Source organism: Chryseobacterium phocaeense (assembly GCF_900169075.1).
Classification (GTDB): Bacteria; Bacteroidota; Bacteroidia; order Flavobacteriales; family Weeksellaceae; genus Chryseobacterium; species Chryseobacterium phocaeense.
On the sequence record NZ_LT827014.1, the window covers coordinates 58,085 to 79,391 of the forward strand.

Sequence of the window (21,307 nt, forward strand, 5' to 3'; positions counted from 1 at the left end):
TTCCTCTGTTAGTAGTAGAAACAATAAAATGTTACACTTTTAACACAAAAAATGCAAAAATATTTTATGAATGATTTGTCTAACCTACAGTTTATAAATAAATTTTCAATATTTAATTTTTAAAAATTATAATTTAAAACGGCCAGTATCAATCATTTAAGAAAGGTAAGGTTTGAAAAATTGCATTTTTAGTGTTTTTCAAGGCCATGCCTGAAAAAATGTGAATATTTTCAGGTCTCCTGATAGTTCCTGTGAGAAAAGAACAAATAATTCTATTTGAAGACAATATCTGAAAAAGAAAGCGGACTCATTATAACAGTGACAAATATGGCAAGAATAATCAATACCAGCTGGTATTGGGCAACGGTTTTTGTTTTATCCTCTTCTTCTACTTCGAAAGTGAATTTAATCTTCTCCGGCTTTCTGATGATCATCCAGATAAAACTTAAAATAATCAGGTTTAACAGGATGGGTGCGAACAGGAAAAGCTTGCTTCCAAAACCGTCATTCTTCCCTCCATAGCCATGAATAGGGATAATATCGGGAATCGAACTGTATTTTGTTAACAGGTAGCCCGTGTAACAGATGATGATGACAAACGGAATACAAAACAGCAGTTTGATGTGTTTCGGGATCATTTTAATTTTTTTAAAGTTTTCTTCAGGTATTTTTCCACATTCTTCCGGTCCGGAACTGTAGTAATTTCCTTTGTCAGAGCTTTTTCAAACTCTTTTTTAGCATTTTCAAACTCATGAATTCCAAAGTAATATCTCCCGGCCTGGTAATAAACAAACCAGAAGTCGGGGTTCATGGACTGATAATAAGGAATAAAATCTTCAGTTAATGCCATATCTTTTTTATGGTCTATAGCATTACTCACTTCCTCACCCAGCATTTTGGATATCTGATAGTTATTGAAATCTTCAGAATCTGCAAAAGGATCCCGGGCGATATTCAGTTCTGTTTTTGCTTTCAGGTTTTCTTCAGTTTTTTTTCCGGAGAAAATTTCATTCAGGTCGTAGCATACAAATTCTCCCAGCTGGTAAGGATTTGATGAAACCCATACCAGTTTTTTTTCGGGTGAAAAAATAACGGCATGATGAGCCAGAAGCTGGTTAATGGCCTTTTCATTTCCGTAGCCTATTTTTTCTCCTTTCAAACCGGACTTATCTCTCAGGATGGCCGCCATTTTCTCAGGATTCAGCTTTTTGTTTTCCTGAAGCAGCTCCTGAAGTTTTTCATAGCGGTATTCGGAGTGGCTTTCTATAATATGTTTTTGGTTTCTTTTATCATCTTTATAGGCTTCCGACTGAAAATGGTTGGTGCAAAAAACTCTGCCGGTGTTTTCAACCCTGTACACTCCAAAATTATCCGGAGACACTTCTATGATGACCGCATTTTTATCATAGGCACTTCCGACAAGAATAGATTCTGAAACAAAAACTTTTCTTTTTTTTGCAATGTCAATGGCTTCATCAATATTTTTAGCGTACTGCAAAATTTCCCTGGTCACCAGAGAAATCGGGGTTTTAGCCGTAAGAGGAATTTTAGATTTACCGGCATTGATGGTTACGGTAATCCCTTCTTTATTCATTCCCGAAACTACACCTATCATTCCCGGCCAGCTTACGGACATATAGGGAATTCCTGTTTCCGGCTCTACAAATTCGATCAGTTTGTTTTTAGCAAAATCATCCCCGACATAAAAGTCAAAATTTCTTCCGATAAGCAGGGTTCCGTCTTCTGTATTTTCATTCCACACTGCCAGAGAAGTGCATCCTACCATTGCCAGGTCCTGCATGGCATGGCCGATGTCGTGGGCTCCGTGCAGATACAGGTTCCGGAGGTATTTTGGGGCGATAAAATTATATTTATCCGATGAATACTGTGATAATCCGTACAGTTCAGCCTGGTAATCTTCCCTTACATTGAGATACATTTTCCTGTTGTACCACTTCAGGAATCCCCGAAGCAGTTTCTGTTTAAATTTTGAAGGAACAAAACCTTCCACTTTCGAGAAAAAAATCTCTTCCTGCTGCTGCATCAGGTTTTGGGTAAGGGCTCCGTTATTATATCCCAGTTGCAATGGATTCCCTTTGATGTAGAGCTCCCAGAGCTGCTGTTTATTTTTGGTTAAATAATTTTGTTTAAAACTGAAAGTAGAATCATTGATCTTATTGACCCTTGGAGTTTCCAGAGCATAAGTGCTGATATCCGGAATATGACGGATAGATTTTGAAACACCACATGAAATAAGGGAAATCAAAAGGACAAACTGAATTCCCCGGAATACTGCAGCCAGCCTGTTATTAGTTTTCATTTGCATTGATCATTTGTTTCAGCCGTTCATCCAATACTTCTTTTCCCAGGATTTCCGCACAGGTATTGAACGCACCGATCGTAACTCCCAAAATCCCATGCATGTTCACCGACTGCCCCGTGAGGAACAGATTATCAATCTTTGTGCGTGGAGAAACCATTGTTTTCAACGGATTATCTGAATTTTTCATATAACCATACATATTACCTTCAAAGCTGCCGATATAATCCCTGTACGACAGAGGTGAAGAGGTATAAATACTTTTGATGGAATGTCTGAGGTTCGGGATTTTCTTTTCCAGAGCGCAGATCATCTTTTCTGCTTTTTCCAGCTTGAATTTCTCATAGCTTAATCCTCTTTCATGTTCGTCTGCTACAGTATTAATCGTTTTTTCCCACGCTTTAACCTCATCAAAATCCATATAGGAAATTGCTGTAAGACTTTCTGCATACTCCGGATGATGTTTTGAAGGGGTGGAGGATAGCATGTACGTTTCCGGCCAGTTTTCTTTACGGTAGCGGTATGCATTCCAGATCATGTCTTCTGATGAATAATGGTAAATATTGTAGTTGAAATTCGGAAAAGACTGTGGCTTTAAAACCATATACACACTGAAGCATGAGGAAACTGGGTTCCAGCTCATAACCCTGTTCAGAAATGATTTTCTCAGTTTTTCCTCTCCTATCAGCTTAATAAAAGAACGGATTTCTATGTTTGAAATAAATTTCTTCGCTGCATATTCTTTTCCGGACTTGGTCTTCACTGAAGATACTGTTCCCGATTCATTAAACACAAATTCTGATACTTCCGAATGTTTATGGACTTCCGCACCATATTGCCGAAGTTTTTTGATCAGCAGCCGGGTGATCTGGCTCCCTCCTTTTATACATTTGTACGCACTCTGAATGTAAGAATTCACCGTGAGTGCATGAACGTAAAAGGGAATGTTTTCGGAATCTCCGGCATAGAGAAAATTGGAACCCAGCAATACAGCCTGAAGCTTCTTATCCTGGGTAACGGACTCTATAAATCTTTTGGTATTCAGGTGGAGAATTTCTTCATTATAATTTTCTTTTCCAATGACCTGATATCTCGGAAACTGGGCACAAACATACTGGATTTCTTCACAGTAGCTTTCCAGGTTTTGTTTTTCGTTGGGAAAATAGGCGGTAAGCTGTTCTACAAAATTTTCATAGCCTTGCGCGTGCGGATATTCAATATCTTCATCTCCAAAAGAGATTTTGTCATAGGCATCTTCATTCATCTTATGCAGTTCTAGCTCCCCCATAATTTCAAGATAGGAAAAGAACTGATGAAGATTCTGTCCTTTTGAAAGACCTCCGAGATAATGGACTCCTGTATCAAAGATGAGCTTATCCCGCGAAAAAGTCTGCAGGTTGCCGCCGTACTGGTTGTTTTTCTCCAGGACACAGACTTTCAGGCCTTCTTTCGCCAGTATCAGAGCCGAAACAAGACCTCCCAATCCACTACCGATCACAAGTATGTCGTATTCTTTTTTCAAAAGGAGAAAAGTGGTGTGTTTTTTATTTCAAAAATTAAGAAATTCAGAGATTCAGAAATTGTTCCAAACCGGAACGAGGTGTAAAATCGTCCTGTTTCTGTATTTTTTACAATTTGAGTTTATTTATTAGTTTTAAAGGATAAAATTAGAAAAATTAATCAATATCATCCCAAAAATCAAAATAATTGAACCACTGAAGGGGATATTTTCTGATCATGGTTTCAAGGTTCTGCACATAAGAATTGAGAAGTCCCTGAGAATCACGGTTTTTAATATTTTTTGCCACTCTTGCGTACAGATGGTAGTGAAGATTTTTTTCTTTCATCACATAGACGTAGACCACAGGAACACCTAAACGGGAGGCAATAAGGAAGGGACCCGCCGGAAACTTTGCACTTTTTCCCAGCAAATCTGCCTCCAGATACTTTGAACCTTCAAAATAACGGTCTCCGGTGAAACAGATCAGTTCATTTTCAGATAAGGCCTTGTTGATCTCAAAAATATGAGACATATCCTCTTTTACATATATAAATTTGATGTTACTCTGCTTTACGGCGACACTTTCCAGATATTCCTTAATCACCGTAACTTCCTGATCTGTAGTGACCAGATTAATCTGACAATCGAAATCAATATCTGCGAAGAAATGCTCTGCAATTTCAAAATTCCCGATATGGGCACTAATGAGCACACCGCCTTTTTTTTCAGCCAGCAGATTTCTCAGGTTCTCTATCCCGTCAAATTCATAAGTATATTTTTCCCTTAAACCAGCTGAAATAGCGGTTTTATCAATCAGGACTTTCCCAAAGGTGAAATAACTTTTGAATACGGAAGCTTTTGCTTTCCAATATCCGTAACTGAGTCTTTTCTGAAAATAGTAAGAAATGTAGCGGTTGCTTTTTCTGAGAAATAAAAAATAATAAGTTGCTACAAAATAAAGTACAACATATGAACTGCGGATCCCGATATTTCTAATACACCACACAAAGATTTTATATCCTGTGATGGTTCCTTTAGATTTACCTTTCCATTTGTTCATAAGTACAGTTTACCAATTTATAAATGTACCAGTGTGACAATACTATAATTCATTGTTACACTGGTACATTGTTTTATTGTTACATTATTAAAAAATAAAGTTCAATCGATAGTTATGCGTTTTTTTCAGCGATTTTGTTTTCAATAGTAGTATAGAAATCATCAAACGTGACCATTTTTTTAAAATCTGCTTCTCCTAATTTTACTCCAAAATTAGATTCAATTACTACGACCATATCAATATAGTCCAGGCTGTCGAGCCCGAGTGTTTTTTTAAGGTTGGCGTCATTGCTGATTTCATCACCATCCACTTCAAATTCGTTTACTAAGAAATCATTAACGATGTCAACAATTTTTTCCCTTTCCATGTTTTTAATCAAATTTTTTAACTATTAATGCGGAATTGGTTCCCCCAAATCCGAAAGAATTTGACAAAAATCCGTCAATTTTTTGATTTTTCGTTTTGGAGACCAGATTTATCTTTTTCGCCTCATCATCAGGGTTTTCCAGATTGATGTTCGGTGCTATAAAATTATTCTGCATCATCAGAATAGAATACACCACTTCGCTGGCTCCCGCCATCCAGCATTCATGCCCGGTCATAGACTTGGTAGAGCTTACCGGAACTTCACTTCCGAAGATCTCATGAATTGCCCTGGCTTCATTGGCATCCCCAATGGGTGTGGAAGTTGCGTGGGCGTTGATATAATCGATGTCTTCCGCTTTCAATCCTGACTGTTTCAGAGCCCTGTCCATTGCCAAAGCAGGTCCGTCCACATTAGGGGTTGAAATATGTCCGCCGTTTGAGGAGAATCCATATCCTACAATCTCTGCAAGAATGGTTGCGCCTCTTTTCTGAGCAGATTCCAGGCTTTCTACAATAAGGCTGGCCGCTCCTCCGCTTGGGATAAGCCCGTCTCTGCCTGAATCAAATGGTCTGGAAGCTTTCGCAGGCTCATCTTCTCTCACTGAGAAAACGCCCAGCCCGTCAAAGCTAGCCATTGAGTATTTGTTGGTTTCCTGGGCTCCACCACAGATAATCATATCCTGAAAACCGTTTTTGATCATCATATAAGCCAGTCCCAGAGAATGGGAACCGCTGGCACATGCCGCACTGATGGTAAGATTGATGCCTTTCAGCTTAAAAATCGTTGAAAGGTTCATGGTTACGGTAGAATTCATTGACTTGAAAATCGCTCCCGACCCCATCAATGTAGTATCTTTTTTCTCCCTGGCAATATCAATAGATTCTACCACTGCCTGGGAAACACTGTCATTTCCATACAGGATTCCTACTTCGTGGGCATCCAGAAATTCCTGGTCAATTCCCGCCTGCTTCAATGCATCTGTAGTGGCAATATAAGCATACTCGCTTTCCTCGCCCATGCTTACACGCTGGCGTCTGTTGAGCAGGTTTTTAAGTTCCGGTTTAGGAACTACCCCTGTAAGGCCGGACCTGAAGCCAAATTCTTTTCTTTCCTGTACTAACGCAATACCGGACTTTCCTTGATATAGGGATTCCCTGACTTCTTCCAAAGAGGTCCCGATGCAAGAATAAATTCCCATTCCGGTAATTACAACCCTATTTTCCATTTTTTTATAAATTTAGCAATGTATCAGTTTAATAATGTAACAATAATATTGAGGCTAAACCAGCATTGTTACACCGGTAGATTGATATATTGTTATATTATTTTATGAGTAAATTCCTCCGTTAATATTCACGACTTCCCCGGTAATGTATGATGCTTTTCTGGATGCTAAAAATGCAACCAGGTCCGCTACTTCTTCCGCTTCACCGAATCTGTTGGCCGGAATCATTGCTTTAAGTTCGTCTTCGTTCAGTTCCTGGGTCATATCCGTTCTGATAAATCCCGGAGCCACGGCATTTACCGTAATATTTCTTTTGGCTACTTCCTGGGCCAGGGCTTTTGTAGCGCCTACCAAAGCGGCTTTTGCTGCAGAGTAATTGGTTTGTCCTGCAGTTCCTTTCACCCCGGATACAGATACCATATTGATAATCCTGCCGTATTTATTGCGTAAAAGTTTCTGGATAAAGAAATTTGTAACGTTGAAAAAGCCATTCAGACTGGTATTGATCACGGTGCTCCAGTCTTCATTTTTCATCCACATGAATAGCCCGTCTCTTGTAACACCGGCATTGTTGACGATCACTTCTACAATGGCATCAGGATTTTTTTCCTGCCATTCCGTCAAAACTTTTTGACTTTCCTCAGCATCAGCCACATCAAATTTAAGGATCTCTCCTGTAGCGCCAAGTTCCTGTACTTTGGACAAAGTTTCCTTTGCTGCAACTTCATTTGAAGCGTAGTTGATCAGTATGTGATAGTTTTTTTCTTCAGCCAGTTTTATACAGACCGCTCTCCCAATTCCCCTGGAGCCGCCTGTGACAATTGCACATTTCATGTGTTAATGTTTAGTCGTTTTAGTTTTTTTATCCTTTTGTATGACAATCTATTATCCCTAATAGTTACATTGTCTTTAAATATTCCTTCACTTTTTCCAGATACGGATACATCACCATATCATCTGAGAACGCAGGAATAATCTTTCTTATTTCATCGTACAGTTCTTTGGTAGAAGACGAAACTTTATCCTGGAAGCCCAGGTATTCAACAGCCTGAATAATGGTTATCGCTTCAATAGCCAAGACTTCAAATGCGTTTTCTATCACTTTTCTGCAAATCACTGCAGCATTGGTTCCCATGCTTACAACATCCTGATTATCATTATTATTAGGTATACTGTGAACATACATCGGGTTTGAAAGCATCTGGCTTTCCGCCGTGGTAGAAGTTGCCGTAAACTGAACCCCCTGCATTCCGAAATTAAAGCCTAATTTACCTAAATTTACAAAAGGAGGCAAGATTTCATTGATCTTTGCATTTAAAAGGTAGTTCAACTGCCGTTCTGCCAACATCGTGAGCTTAGTTACCACAATTTTCAGTTTATCCATTTCCAGAGAAATATAATCTCCGTGGAAGTTTCCGCCGTGATATACATGACGGTCTTCAACACTGATGATCGGGTTGTCATTCGCTGAATTGATTTCATTTTCAAGAACATTTTCCGTGTATTCCAACGTATCCAGCACCGGACCCAGGATTTGAGGAACACATCTCAGGGAGTAATATTCCTGTACTTTTTCCTTGAAAACTTTTTCCTGCTCTTCAAAATGGGTATAAAGATGGTCTTCTCTTTTCCTGATTAGCTTACTATCGGCTAAATAGGCACGCATTCTTTCTGCCACTTTCTGCTGGCCATAGTGTTTTTTGGTTCCGTTCAGAACTTCTGAAAGATGGTCATCGTACGCCTGAACAATTTCATTAATTGCACAGGAAAGTCTGATTGAAATATCTGTTAACTGATTCGCCTTGTAGGTATTTACAATTCCTATTCCGGACATTACGGAGGTTCCGTTCATCAAAGCAAGGCCTTCACGGATTTCCACCTTGATTGGTTCCAATCCTTCTGTTTCAAAAACCTCTTTAGTTGCTTTTCTTTCACCTTTATAAAAAACTTCCCCTTCACCAATCAGTACCAATGCAAGGTGGGCCAGCTGTACCAGGTCACCGCTTGCCCCCACACCTCCGTGTTCAAAGACCAATGGCGTAATATCCCTATTGATCAATTCTTTAAGTAAATGAACTACGGACTGATGTACGCCTGAATTTCCAAGTGAGAGGGTGTTAAGTCTTGCCAGCATACAGGCCTTTACTTCATCAGCAGGCAATGGATTTCCGATCCCTGAAGAATGGCTCCTGATCAGGTTATACTGAAGCTGGAGCTTGTCTTCATCACTGATTTTAAATTGAGCCATGGGCCCAAAACCGGTATTCACACCGTATATTACTTTATTTTTCGAAAACTCCTTTAAAAACTGAAAGCTGGCCTCCACTCTGTCTAAAAGTGAGTCGTTCAATTCAATTTTTCTGTTCTCAATGATGATTTTTTGAAAATCCTTCAGTTCTAAAAAGTTACTTATTTTCATCAATTAAAAAGTAATAGTTGGTAATTTTGTAAAATATTAATTATTTGTCACTAATTTTGCGGCAAAGATAGAAGTTATTATTAAAATAAAAAATCAAGATGAGCAAAGAATTTGTTGATGTTCTTGTAATCGGCGCCGGACCTTCCGGATGCGTATCTTCTTCATACTTAAAGAAGAACAATATCAACGTAAAGGTTGTGGAAAAAACAAAGTTCCCAAGACTGGTGGTGGGCGAAAGCTTAATTCCCAGGGTAATGGATCATTTTGATGAGGCGGGGCTGTTTCCTGCTTTGGATAAAATGGGCTTTGAAAAGAAGCTGGGCGCACGTTTTTTAAGAGGTGACGAGGTTTGCATTTTTGATTTCAGCGACAAATTCGGGGAAGGCTGGAATTGGACCTGGCAGGTTCCGAGAGCTGATTTTGACCATACATTAGCTCAGGAAGTAATCAACAAAGGCATTGATCTGGAATTTGAAACGGAAGTAACTGATATTCAATTCAACGGTACAGATTCTGTGACAACGGTAAAAACCAAAGATGGAGAAACCAAAGAGATTCATGCTAAATTCGTAATTGATTCCAGCGGCTACGGAAGGGTACTGCCGAGACTTCTTGATCTTGAAAAACCTTCAAAACTGTCTCCTCACTCTGCTATTTTTTCTCATGTGGAGGATATTAACAGGGAAGATGGCGAGGAAGGAACTTTAATTTCCTTTGACATTATAGAAACGGAGGTATGGCTTTGGGTCATTCCTTTTTCCAACGGAAACACAAGTGTGGGTATTGTAGGCCCTACAGACTATATTGAAAAGCTTTCCGAAAACGGGAATACTGCTGAGGCATTAAGAAAAGCCATCTCCCTCTCGGATTATTATGTGAAACGTTTCGGCAATGTAGATTTTCTTTTTGAGCCGAGACACCTGAAAGATTATTCATGCTCGGTAAAGCAGCTGTTCGGGGATGGATATGCCCTGACAGGAAATGCGTCCGAGTTCCTTGATCCTGTATTTTCTTCAGGAATGGCTTTTGCTACGGAATCCGGGATGCTGGCAGCCAAACTGGCTTTAAGACAACTGAACGGCGAGAAAATCGACTGGCAGAAAGAGTATACGGATTATATTCTTTACGGGGTGGATGTTTTTACCACGTATGTAAAAGAATGGTATACGGGAAATCTTCAGGAATTATTTTTCCACCAGCCGGAAAACCCTGATGTAAAGAAAAAGATCTGTGCTGTACTGGCGGGCTATGTCTGGAATAAAGACAATCCTTTTGTAAAGAAACATGATTCGGTGATTAAAAACCTCGCCAATCTGATCAAGCTGGAGAAACAGCAGCAACGAGAACAATTATAAAAAAACCGGCCTGAATTTCAGGCCGATTTTGGTTTTTATTTTAAATCTTTTTCAATTTTCTGGGCCAGGGTTTTACCTGTTTTAGCAAAACCTTCTCCTACCCTGGTTTCGTTATTAAAATTACTTCCCCACTGATCTCCCGGAGCATCTATACTTTCTACATCAAACAATACTTTTTTAGAACTGCTATCCATGAAAGTAAGCTGTGTAGTCACTTTCGCCGGTTGCTTCATGATTCCCGCATCCCAACCCGGATACACCCATTTTACTTTTACAACCAATGTATATGGGCTTTTAGCATTTTCCTGAAGCTTTGTATTGATACCTTCTTTTGTTAAAACTTTGTTGAATATGGTGATGAATTTCGGATTCCACAATTCTTCTTTGCTGCGTTCCCATTGTTTTTTCCAGATATCTCCGCTTCCCGCAGTTTTTTTATTCAGTTCTTCAATTCTTCTAGGGATATATTCTGCTTCGGTATAATTCTCTTTCAGCAATTTCATCCCTGAATAATCGAAAACAACATTTACGGTTTCTGTTCCTTTTAAGAATTTTGCATCCCCACTTTGAATTTTAAATTTCTGAGCCATCGCAATCGTTGAAATTGCAACAAGCATCAACAATAATAGTTTTTTCATGGTTTATAATTTTTTTAAAATTTTAAGTTTCAAATATATTATAAAAACCCATTCACTTGAAACACTTATTATTTTTTTTCTTTGTAGTGGTTTGCCTTTAAAACCAATACTTCTGAGATCTTAACTCACGGAAAGACCTGCACTCCAGAAATGGTGTTTTATAATCAGCTTTTTACCTGATTTTTTATCTTAAATCGATAAATGTAATGGGTTTTCTGCTGTTCGGATTAAAAACAGTTTTAGAAAGAATATCGAAATCTATGACTTCAATTTTAGGACTTACTCTGAGTTTTGCACGGAAGTGATCACGGACTTCATTCACAAAGGTCTCGTGTTCCTGCTCCGTACTCAATTTGATGATAATTTCATCCAGACCAATCTCATTGGACTGAATGACGATCTGATAACATAAAATAGTGCTGAAATCATTCAGAATATCATTCATCGCAGGCGGATACAAGGTGGTTCCTTTATATTTGATCATCTGCTGTTTTCTTCCTACCACCGGCCCAAGCCTCATGGTGGTTCTCCCGCATTGGCAAGGTTCGTAATGGGCTTTTACGAGATCCCCGGTTTTAAAACGAAGCAACGGAATTGCTTCTACCCCTAAGGTTGTAATGGTTAACTCGCCGTTTTGCCCTTCCGGAACAGGATTTCCGTTATCATCAAGGATTTCTGTGATGATCAGCTCCGGATGATGATGTCCTCCGATCTGGAATTCACATTCTGTGAACGCCGTGCTCATTTCCGTGGAAGCGTAAGTGGAAAATAATTTAATGTTCCATTTTTCTTTAATCTTCTGCGAAAGAATATTGTCCGAAAAATCCTGATTTTTAATACTTTCCCCTATACATACGGCTCCGTAAACGCTTGAATTTTTATAATCCAGCCCATTCTTTTCTGCGTAATCAATCATTTTCAAAAGAAAAGACGGAACAGTGATCAGGTATTTAGGCTTATATCTGAAAATAGAATCCCATTGCAGTTCAGGAATTCCGGGTCCCATTCTGACCACGCTGGCTCCCATTTTCCTTAATCCCAGAAAATAGGCAAGACCTGCCATAAAACGTTTATCAATGGTGGTAATCATCTGCACCACATCTCCTTTTTGGATCCCGGCACAGGCGAATGAAATGGCTTCATTGTAAGCCAGTCTTTCCAGATCACCGTCAGACAGCCCGAAAGTAACCGGATCGCCCAAAGTTCCCGAAGTGGTGCTGTAGTCTACAATCTTATCCGGTGTGATGCAGAAAAAATCATGATTGTACTGTTGCAGGTCATTCTTTGTGGTCGTTGGGATCCTCCTGAGGTCTTCCAAGGTCCGGATATCTTCAGTATTGATATGATGCTCCCTGAAAAGCTTCTGATAAAAAGGGGAATGGTTTTCAAGATACCTAAGCAGTTCCTGAAGTTTATACTCCTGAAATTTTTTGATGTCCTGAAGATCTGATCTCTCGATGGCCGGATAGAATTCCAATGATTTTAATTTTTAAAAGACAAATGTATTTAATAAAATTAAAAGATTGAAAAATTGAAAGAGTAAAAGATTAGTGACTGCTATAATTTATCGCTGGAAGGTAAAAGTCTGCACATTGGTGTTTCCTGCGGTATTGGTTGTGGTGACTTTTAAAGTATGAAGTCCCGAGCCTTTGGGGCATTTTTCATCGAAAGCATAGACAAAATCATCTTTTACACGGGCAAAACGAAGCCACTTCCCATCCAGCTCCGCCCGGACTGAAACAATATCCCCCACTTTTGTGGTTCCCTTCAGCCTTAGTGCACTGCTACCGATAAGCGCTCCCTCCTTCCAGCCAGCAGAAACGGAAGGCAAGCTCTCATCCAACAGGAGAACGGCTGTTCCAAATCTGTTAAATCCTGCTTCCACCCAATCTCCGTTCCATTTCCCTTTTATTGCATCTCTATCACTTCCGTAATCAAACAGCATAACGACTTTATTCTTTTCTTCACTGGATAGCTTTCTGTTGGGCTTGATCTTTAGAGTATATTGGTCATGAACCGGAATGTATGAAGTCTGCAGAACAATTGTATTTGAAACGGCATGGGCATGGGAAGCCGGATTTTCATTCATTTTAAAATTTATGGCATCGTACACGGCGTTTTTGCTGAGTGTAATTTCTGCATTTTCTGTACGGATTGTTTTCCCTTCATTCGGTTTTACCAGTTTATCGGAAGAAGTAACCTGCGGTGAATTTCTGTCGTAGCGAACCTTTGTTACCAGCTTACTCGTGTTTCCATTGATGTCCTTTAAAACAATTTCGATATTGTGAATGCTGTCATCCTCAAGATGAATAATTCCTGTGTTTCCGGATGAATTATAATTTTTCAGTTTCACACCGGGTAATTCAGATAAATGCTGAATGCTCATTTTATCTCTTGAAAACTTTGTATAATCTATACAACCATTCTGGTAACGGGTGTCATCATAACTTACTTTGTCGATGGAAAAGCTATAGATCAGATTTCCATCCATTAATAATTCTGCCTGATAAATTCCCAGACTGAATCCCTGATTGGCTTTGTCTGTGGCTTTCACCGCAAAGCTTATTTCCGGGGAGGTAACCTGAATAATATCAGTTGTGTAGGCACTTCCTGCTTTCTTAACAGCAATTCCATTTGCACCAGGTTCGTAAGTACTGAAACGGCGATCATACCAATAAATGCCGCTAACAGAAGGAGCTATACGGTCGGGAATATTAAAGCCAAAAAGCAAAGGATTGATACATTCTTCTGTTTTGGTATCCCTGATCTCAAAATGCAAATGCGGTCCCGCAGAGCCTCCAGTATTTCCACTCAAAGCGATGGTTTGCCCTTTGGTTACAGGAAACTGCGAAGGAGAAAGATTAATATCCTGTTCCCATTTTTCTTCTTTGTACTGTCTTTCCTTCACATAATCATCCAGTCCCGGAAAGTACTTATTGAGGTGAGCATATACGGTGGTGTAACCGTTCGGATGGGTAATATACACTGCATTTCCAAACCCATAGCGTTCTACTTTGATCCTGCTTACATAGCCATCTGCTGCGGCTACAACCGGTAAATTTTCCTGACTGTTAGTTCTGAGATCCAGCCCCATATGAAAATGATTGGAACGAACAGCTCCGAAGTTAGCTGCAAGCTGCATGGGAATGTTCAATGGGTTTCGGAAATAATTTTGCGGATAATTATTTTGAGCTGATATCACGATACCTATAAAGGAACAGACGATGATCGTAAGCTTGTGGAAAAGTTTCATACAGCATTGGTTTTGGGTTCTATTTAAATTTACGAAATTTTATTTTATAATGGGATGGAATTTCTTTATTTGTGACTGTGCTTTTGTTTTTAACTACAGATGGTACAGGTTTTCACAAGTAATTTGTAGAGAAAATTTCATATTATATTTTGGCTAAAGCCAATGAGATGGTTTTGCTTTAAGCAGGTTAAAACCCGCTTCTATTGAAGGTGGAAGAATTGTATAAACTATAGGAAAATTTGACCTATTCACCCTCCATTATTCACATTTTACTGCTTTCTGCATTTATATTTCTGAAATTGAAGTTTTTAATAGATGTAAGCTAAAATAAACATATATTATAAACCGACAAAAATCACTAAATTTGCAGACTTAATTAATCAACGATATTGAGATATTTACAATGAGCCAATTTAAAGAATACAAAAACCTCAACCTTATTGACATCGCCGAGAATGTAGCAGAATTCTGGAAACAGAATAAAACGTTCAGTAAAAGTGTTGAGATCCGTGAGGGTAATTCCGAGTTTGTTTTTTATGAAGGTCCGCCTTCTGCAAACGGTATGCCCGGAATTCACCACGTAATGGCCAGAGCATTAAAGGATATTTTCTGTCGTTTCCAGACGCAGAACGGGAAACAGGTTTTCCGTAAAGCGGGCTGGGATACACACGGACTTCCTGTGGAACTGGGCGTAGAAAAAGAATTAGGAATTACGAAGGAAGATATTGGCAAAAAAATCTCTATTGAAGACTACAACAAAGCCTGCCGTGAAGCGGTAATGCGCTATACAGACGTATGGAATAACCTTACGGAAAAAATCGGATACTGGGTAGACCTTGATGATCCTTATATCACATATAAATCCAAGTATATGGAGACGGTTTGGTGGCTTTTAAAGCAGTTGTATGATAAAGAATTACTGTACAAAGGCTACACCATCCAGCCTTATTCTCCAAAAGCAGGAACAGGACTTTCTTCCCATGAGCTGAACCAGCCCGGAACGTATCGTGATGTTTCGGACACAACGGTTGTGGCACAGTTTAAAACAAAGAAAGAAACTTCACAATTGTTCAATGATGTGGATGGAGATGTACATGTTTTAGCATGGACAACTACGCCATGGACACTGCCTTCCAATACTGCTTTGGCCGTAGGAAGAGATATTGAGTACGTTTTAGTGAAAACTTTCAACCAATACACATTTGAACCGATCACAATTGTTCTTTCAAGAGTTTTGTTGCCTAAAGTATTCGGTAAGAAATATGCGGAAGGAACCGATGAGGATTTTGCCAGCTATACGGCAGAAAGCAAAGTGATCCCATTCAAAGTATTAAAAGAGTTCACAGGAGAGCAGCTTGCCGGAACTCAGTATGAGCAGCTAATCCCATGGTTTACGCCGAATGATTCCCCTGAAAAAGCGTTCAGAGTGATCATCGGGGATTTTGTGACCACGGAAGACGGTACCGGTATCGTTCACATTGCACCTACATTTGGTGCGGATGATGCCAGGGTTGGTAAGGAAAACGGAATTCCGCCGATGTTGGTGAAGGATGAAAATGACAATCTTGTTCCTCTGGTAGACCTTCAGGGTAAATTCATCAAAGGAGAAAATGTCCCTGAAGTATTTTCAGGAAAATATATCAAGAACGAATATTATGATGACGGAACCGCTCCTGAAAAATCATGGGATGTGGAACTGGCGATCGTTTTAAAAACAGAAAATAAAGCCTTCAAGGTAGAAAAATACGTCCACTCCTATCCGCACTGCTGGAGAACGGATAAGCCGGTATTGTATTACCCGCTGGATTCCTGGTTTGTGAAAATGACGGCTGTAAAAGACAGACTGGTTAATTTAAACAAAGAAATCAACTGGAAGCCGAAAGCTACCGGAGAAGGGCGTTTCGCGAACTGGCTTGAAAATGTAAACGACTGGAATTTATCCCGTTCAAGATACTGGGGAATTCCGTTACCAATCTGGAGAACGGAAGACCTTAAGGAAGAGAAAATCATCGGGTCTGTAGAGGAATTGTATCATGAAATAGAGAAGTCGGTTGCAGCCGGATTCATGAAGGAAAACCCATTCCAGGGCTTTATCATCGGAAATATGTCTGAACAGAATTATGAGCTGGTTGATCTTCACAAAAATGTAGTGGATAAAATAGTTCTGGTTTCAGATTCAGGAAAAGCAATGAACCGTGAAAGTGATCTGATCGACGTTTGGTTCGATTCAGGCTCTATGCCGTATGCACAGCTGCATTATCCGTTTGAGAATAAGGAAATGATCGATAACAACAAAGCCTTCCCTGCTGATTTTATCGCGGAAGGTGTTGACCAGACGCGTGGATGGTTCTATACGCTTCACGCGATCGGAACGGCTGTTTTTGATTCTGTGGCTTATAAAAATGTAATGAGTAACGGGCTTGTCCTGGATAAGAACGGCCAGAAAATGTCAAAACGTTTAGGAAATGCGGTGGATCCGTTTGAAACACTTTCAGTATACGGACCGGATGCTACGAGATGGTATATGATCTCGAATGCCAACCCATGGGAAAACCTGAAGTTTGACATCGAAGGAATTGATGAGGTAAGAAGAAAGTTCTTCGGAACCCTTTACAATACGTATTCATTCTTTGCGCTGTATGCCAATGTGGATGGATTCAATTATACGGAAAAAGAAGTGGAAAATCGTCCGGAAATCGACCGGTGGATTCTTTCTGAGCTGAATCTCCTGATAAAGGAAGTAAAAGCATTCTACGAAGATTACGAGCCTACAAGAGTAGCAAGAGCCATCAGCACATTTGTGAATGACAACCTGAGCAACTGGTACGTAAGACTTTGCAGAAGACGTTTCTGGAAAGGAGATTATTCTGACGATAAAATCTCTGCTTACCAGACTTTATATACCTGTCTTGAAACAGTGGCGAAATTATCCGCGCCTATTGCTCCGTTCTTTATGGATCAATTGTATCAGGATTTAAATAAAGTAACCGGTAAAGAAAACTGTGAGTCTGTTCACTTAACGGATTTCCCTGTAGCAGATGAAAGTCTGATCGATCAGGATCTTGTGGAAAAGACCCATCTGGCACAGAATATCACCAGTATGGTTTTCTCATTGAGGAAGAAAGAAAATGTGAAAGTACGTCAGCCGTTACAGAAAGTACTGGTTCCGGTTCTTGATGCGAAAACGGAAGGACAGCTTTTAGCGGTAGCAGACCTGATCAAGCAGGAAGTAAACGTTAAAGAATTACAGCTGATCAACGCGGAGGAAGCCTCTCATCTGATTGTAAAGCAGATCAAACCGAATTTCAAAGCATTGGGTCCTAAGCTGGGGAAAGATATGAAAACGGTAGGAGGAGCTATTGCCGAAATGAATGCCGAACAGATTGCCAGCCTTGAAAAAGAAGGAAAAATAGATATCCAGGGGTATGAAATCACACCGGATGATGTAGAAATCTCTACCAAAGACATTCCGGGATGGACGGTAACTTCCGACGGAAAAACAACTGTGGCATTAGATTTGACGTTAACAGAAGAATTAAAATCTGAGGGTATCGCAAGAGAGTTCATCAACAGAATTCAGAACCTGCGAAAAGATAAAGATTTTGAACTGACGGACAGAATTAAAATCTCCATTGAAGAAAATTCACCTTTCCTTGAAGATGTTAAGAAAAATGAGGAATATATTTCTTCAGAGGTCTTGTCAAATAAAATAGAAATTGTATCTTCACTTTCAAATTTTAACGAAATCGAAATAGATGAGGTTAATTTTAAGGTAAATGTTGAAAAGAATTAACATATAGTTAATGTATTTCAAATTCCATTTCATAATTTTATTAAAAAAGAGAAAAGAATATGTCAGACGAAAGAGTACGATACAGCGATGCTGATTTACAGGAATTTAAGGCAATTATTAAAGAAAAAATAGAAAAAGCAGAAAGAGATCTTCAGCTGATCAGAGAAAGCTTCATAAATGACCAGAATAACGGGACGGATGATACTTCCCCTACATTCAAAGCTTTTGAAGAAGGAGCGGAAACTTTAAGCAAGGAGCAGAACTCAATATTGGCAGGACGCCAGGAAAAATTCGTGCGTGATCTTAAAAATGCTTTGATCCGAATCGAAAATAAAACCTACGGGGTATGCAGAGTAACAGGGAAACTGATTCCTAAAGAAAGACTTTTGGCAGTTCCTCATGCTACGCTGAGCATTGAAGCGAAAAATATGCAGAAATAAGCCGTAAGGTTATTAAAATAATATTGGGTTTATATCGTATTCGAGGATACTTTATAAACCTAATTTTTAATGTATACCCATGAGCGAAGTACTAATTTTAGTGATTATTGTAGCTGTAGTCTTACTGTTCTTCAACAGGACCTGGATCAAAAACAGGTTCTTTCCGGATCAGCGCAGAAACTACACCATAGATGATCAGTTTAATTCTGATAAACGCGAAAGGGAAAAAGAAATCGACAGGCTTTTAAGTAAGATGGGCCGCAACGGAATTAATGACCTTTCCGAGAAAGACAGGAAAAGACTGGACGAGCTGTCCAAAATGTAACATAAAAAACAGAAAAGAAAATGGAATCTATCATAGTACATCCTAAGAATCCTATGGAGCTGAGTGCGCTGAAAAGTGTTTTAAAGGAAATGAACATCAAATTTGAAAAAGCCCACACCAAAAATACTTTCCATACAGAAAAAGTAACGAAGAAAATTTTCGATAAGAAGAATACGGACAAACCTTCTAAACCAAAAGGACTGTAATGAAAAAGATCTTAGCTATAACATTTTTAGTATTGTTAATTGATCAGGCTTCAAAAATTTACATCAAAACCCATTTTAACCTGGATGACAGTATTTCCGTTCTCCCGGGGTTTAAACTGACCTTTGTAGAGAATCCGGGAATGGCCTATGGCCTTCATTTCGGAGGAATTATCGGAAAATATTTCTTAGTGATCTTAAGACTTTTCCTGATTGGAGGAATGGTTTATATGTTCAAAAAATGGCTTAGAGAAGGAGCATCCAACTATCTCCTGATTCCTATGGCCATTATTTTTGCCGGTGCTATAGGAAACCTCATCGACGGTATGTTTTACGGACTTATTTTCGACAGCGGAACTGTTTATGACCCAATCATCGACCGCTGGATCGGATACGGAGGAATTTCGAAGTTCGCTCCTTTCGGGCAGGGTTACTCGGCTTTCATGAAAGGATGTGTGGTAGATATGCTCCACTTCCCGCTGGTAGACTGGTATGTCCCTGAAAGCTGGCCTCTGATAGGAGGAAAACATATTGAGTTCTTCAAATATATTTTTAATGTAGCCGACTCTGCCATTACCGTTGGAGCAGCCTTCTTACTGATTTTCAGAAAAAAAGCGTTCCCGAACGGACTGGAGTTTTAAAAGATCTATTCCGGATGAAAAAAATAATCAAAAATATATTTAAAATTTTCCTGCTTCTTCTTGTAGCGGGAATTATTTTTATCGCCTGGGCCAACTACAGCATCAGAAAAGAAAGCAGCCCATTCGTTTCTTACAACATCGCTGATGTTCCCAAAACCAAAACGGCTTTACTATTAGGAACCGGAAAAAAACTAAGCAATGGACTGCCCAATGCCTACTTTTATAACCGGATCCAGGCTGCCATTGACCTGTACAAAAGCGGAAAAATACAATACATTATCGTAAGCGGGGACAACAGTACGAAAGATTATAATGAACCGGAAGACATGCAGCTTACCCTGATGCAGTATGGCATTCCAAAGGAAAGAATTGTGATGGACCATGCCGGATTCCGCACACTGGATTCCGTGATCCGGGCCAAAGAAATCTTTGGACAAAATAAGCTGGTTATCATCTCCCAGAAATTCCACAATGAAAGAGCGGTTTTCCTTGCCCGGAAAAATGGAATGGAAGCCTTCGGTTACAACGCGAATGATGTGAATAAATATGCTGGCTTAAAAACAAACCTGAGAGAGTATCTTGCCAAAGCAAAAGTATACTGGGATCTGCTTTTTGGGGTGGAACCGAAATTCGGAGGGGAAAAGATTGTGATTCCTTAAGCGAAAAGGCAAATGGGCGAAACGGCGAATTTGCCTTTTTGCCCTGGCAATTCTTTTCATATTTCCGCACCATTTTCAATTTTATTCCGCAAAACCTCGTAAATTTGCCATTCATTAATTTTTATAAACCAAAAACAAATGTCAAGAATTCTTACCGGCATTCAAGCCACCGGAACTCCCCATCTTGGAAATCTCCTTGGGGCGATTATTCCTGCTATTGAACTTTCCAAGCAGGAAGGAAATGAATCATTTTTATTTATTGCAAACCTTCATTCTTTAACCCAGATTAAAGATGCATCGGTTTTAAAACAAAATACCTACGAAATTGCTGCGGCTTGGCTTGCTTGTGGGCTGGATACAGAAAAAACATATTTTTACAGACAGAGCGATATCCCTGAAACCTGTGAACTTTCTTGGCATTTATCATGTTTTTTTCCTTATCAGAGATTAACCCTTGCGCATTCATTTAAAGATAAGGCAGACCGACTTCAGGATGTGAACGCCGGACTGTTTACCTACCCTGTTTTAATGGCTGCCGATATTTTATTATACGATGCGGAAATTGTTCCTGTAGGAAAAGACCAGCTACAGCATCTGGAAATAGCACGTGATGTGGCGTCAAGGTTCAATAACCAGATGGGTGAAGTTTTTGTACTGCCACAATCTGAGCTTCAGGAAGACACAAAATATGTTCCCGGAACAGACGGACGCAAAATGTCTAAATCCATGGGCAATATCATCAATATTTTCTTACCTGAAAAGGAACTGAAAAAACAGGTAATGAGTGTAGAAACAGATTCCAAATCCTTAGAAGAACCTAAGGACCCTGAAACAGACAAGGTTTTTGCCATCTATCAACTGATTGCTACTTCTGAACAGACTGAGGAATTAAGAGCAAAATACCTGGCTGGTAACTTCGGGTACGGGCACGCCAAAACAGAGCTTTTGAACCTTATTTTGACCCGCTTTGCCAAAGAAAGAGAAATGTTCGCATACTATATGAACAATCTGGACGAGCTGGAAGCTAAGCTTCAGGAAGGTGCAACAAAAACAAGAGTGGTTGCTACAGAAACGATGAAGAGAGTTAGAACAAGCTTAGGAATTTAAA

At 39.5% G+C, this 21,307-nt stretch carries 19 protein-coding genes; 8 read left to right on the top strand and 11 right to left on the bottom strand.

The features are described 5' to 3' along the window. Positions 1-272 precede the first annotated feature (272 nt). The 8 genes from B7E04_RS01760 to B7E04_RS01795 form a co-directional block, all read right to left on the bottom strand. Complete coding sequence (locus B7E04_RS01760) at positions 273-638, bottom strand: DUF1648 domain-containing protein (protein ID WP_080777009.1); 366 nt, start codon at positions 636-638, stop codon at positions 273-275. Continuing rightward, positions 635-2,320: a C45 family autoproteolytic acyltransferase/hydolase gene (locus B7E04_RS01765; protein ID WP_080777011.1), complete on the bottom strand. Its 1,686-nt coding sequence runs from the start codon at positions 2,318-2,320 to the stop codon at positions 635-637. Before B7E04_RS01765 ends, B7E04_RS01760 begins: the two co-directional genes overlap by 4 nt. Beyond that, positions 2,310-3,842, bottom strand: coding sequence for a phytoene desaturase family protein (locus tag B7E04_RS01770; protein ID WP_080777013.1), 1,533 nt, complete (start codon positions 3,840-3,842; stop codon positions 2,310-2,312). Before B7E04_RS01770 ends, B7E04_RS01765 begins: the two co-directional genes overlap by 11 nt. A gap of 154 nt (positions 3,843-3,996) precedes the next feature. After that, positions 3,997-4,881, bottom strand: coding sequence for an LpxL/LpxP family acyltransferase (locus B7E04_RS01775; RefSeq protein WP_080777015.1), 885 nt, complete (start codon positions 4,879-4,881; stop codon positions 3,997-3,999). Positions 4,882-4,993: 112 nt separating this feature from the next. Then, complete coding sequence (locus B7E04_RS01780; protein ID WP_040999465.1) at positions 4,994-5,248, bottom strand: acyl carrier protein; 255 nt, start codon at positions 5,246-5,248, stop codon at positions 4,994-4,996. Between the two features lie 4 nt (positions 5,249-5,252). Beyond that, complete coding sequence (locus tag B7E04_RS01785; protein ID WP_080777017.1) at positions 5,253-6,473, bottom strand: beta-ketoacyl-[acyl-carrier-protein] synthase family protein; 1,221 nt, start codon at positions 6,471-6,473, stop codon at positions 5,253-5,255. A 102-nt stretch (positions 6,474-6,575) separates the two neighbouring features. Beyond that, complete coding sequence (fabG, locus tag B7E04_RS01790; RefSeq protein WP_080777019.1) at positions 6,576-7,307, bottom strand: flexirubin biosynthesis SDR family reductase FlxB; 732 nt, start codon at positions 7,305-7,307, stop codon at positions 6,576-6,578. A 64-nt stretch (positions 7,308-7,371) separates the two neighbouring features. Beyond that, the gene (locus tag B7E04_RS01795; RefSeq protein WP_080777021.1) at positions 7,372-8,892 is read right to left on the bottom strand and encodes a flexirubin biosynthesis tyrosine ammonia-lyase FlxA; all 1,521 of its coding nucleotides are present in this window, start codon (positions 8,890-8,892) and stop codon (positions 7,372-7,374) included. Positions 8,893-8,990: 98 nt separating this feature from the next. Here B7E04_RS01795 and B7E04_RS01800 point away from each other — a divergent pair, with 98 nt between their 5' ends. Further along, on the top strand, positions 8,991-10,247 hold the full coding sequence (locus B7E04_RS01800) for an NAD(P)/FAD-dependent oxidoreductase (protein ID WP_080777023.1): 1,257 nt from the start codon (positions 8,991-8,993) through the stop codon (positions 10,245-10,247). 35 nt (positions 10,248-10,282) lie between these two features. Here B7E04_RS01800 and B7E04_RS01805 read toward each other — a convergent pair whose 3' ends face one another. The 3 genes from B7E04_RS01805 to B7E04_RS01815 all read right to left on the bottom strand — a co-directional run bounded on the left by B7E04_RS01805 (position 10,283) and on the right by B7E04_RS01815 (position 14,138). Then, positions 10,283-10,885, bottom strand: a complete 603-nt coding sequence (locus B7E04_RS01805; protein ID WP_080777025.1) for a hypothetical protein — start codon at positions 10,883-10,885, stop codon at positions 10,283-10,285. Positions 10,886-11,069: 184 nt separating this feature from the next. Next, on the bottom strand, positions 11,070-12,362 hold the full coding sequence (locus B7E04_RS01810; protein WP_080777027.1) for a flexirubin biosynthesis putative acyl-CoA ligase FlxY: 1,293 nt from the start codon (positions 12,360-12,362) through the stop codon (positions 11,070-11,072). Positions 12,363-12,449: 87 nt separating this feature from the next. Further along, entirely contained in the window at positions 12,450-14,138 is a 1,689-nt protein-coding gene (locus tag B7E04_RS01815; RefSeq protein ID WP_080777029.1) for a M23 family metallopeptidase, read from the bottom strand. A gap of 403 nt (positions 14,139-14,541) precedes the next feature. Between B7E04_RS01815 and ileS the strand changes: the two genes are divergently transcribed. From ileS to trpS, 7 genes are all read left to right on the top strand, one after another. Beyond that, on the top strand, positions 14,542-17,931 hold the full coding sequence (gene ileS / locus B7E04_RS01820) for an isoleucine--tRNA ligase (protein WP_080777031.1): 3,390 nt from the start codon (positions 14,542-14,544) through the stop codon (positions 17,929-17,931). A gap of 59 nt (positions 17,932-17,990) precedes the next feature. Beyond that, the gene (locus B7E04_RS01825) at positions 17,991-18,371 is read left to right on the top strand and encodes a TraR/DksA family transcriptional regulator (RefSeq protein ID WP_034726982.1); all 381 of its coding nucleotides are present in this window, start codon (positions 17,991-17,993) and stop codon (positions 18,369-18,371) included. A 79-nt stretch (positions 18,372-18,450) separates the two neighbouring features. Further along, positions 18,451-18,696: a DUF6576 domain-containing protein gene (locus B7E04_RS01830; RefSeq protein ID WP_080777033.1), complete on the top strand. Its 246-nt coding sequence runs from the start codon at positions 18,451-18,453 to the stop codon at positions 18,694-18,696. A 20-nt stretch (positions 18,697-18,716) separates the two neighbouring features. After that, positions 18,717-18,902: a DUF2683 family protein gene (locus B7E04_RS01835; RefSeq protein ID WP_080777035.1), complete on the top strand. Its 186-nt coding sequence runs from the start codon at positions 18,717-18,719 to the stop codon at positions 18,900-18,902. Further along, positions 18,902-19,540 (top strand): lipoprotein signal peptidase, encoded by a 639-nt coding sequence (locus B7E04_RS01840; RefSeq protein WP_080777037.1) that lies wholly within the window; start codon positions 18,902-18,904, stop codon positions 19,538-19,540. Before B7E04_RS01835 ends, B7E04_RS01840 begins: the two co-directional genes overlap by 1 nt. A 14-nt stretch (positions 19,541-19,554) precedes the next feature. Further along, on the top strand, positions 19,555-20,199 hold the full coding sequence (locus tag B7E04_RS01845) for a SanA/YdcF family protein (RefSeq protein ID WP_080777039.1): 645 nt from the start codon (positions 19,555-19,557) through the stop codon (positions 20,197-20,199). A 138-nt stretch (positions 20,200-20,337) separates the two neighbouring features. After that, positions 20,338-21,306 (top strand): tryptophan--tRNA ligase, encoded by a 969-nt coding sequence (trpS, locus tag B7E04_RS01850; protein WP_080777041.1) that lies wholly within the window; start codon positions 20,338-20,340, stop codon positions 21,304-21,306. The last annotated feature ends 1 nt before the right edge of the window (position 21,307 follow it).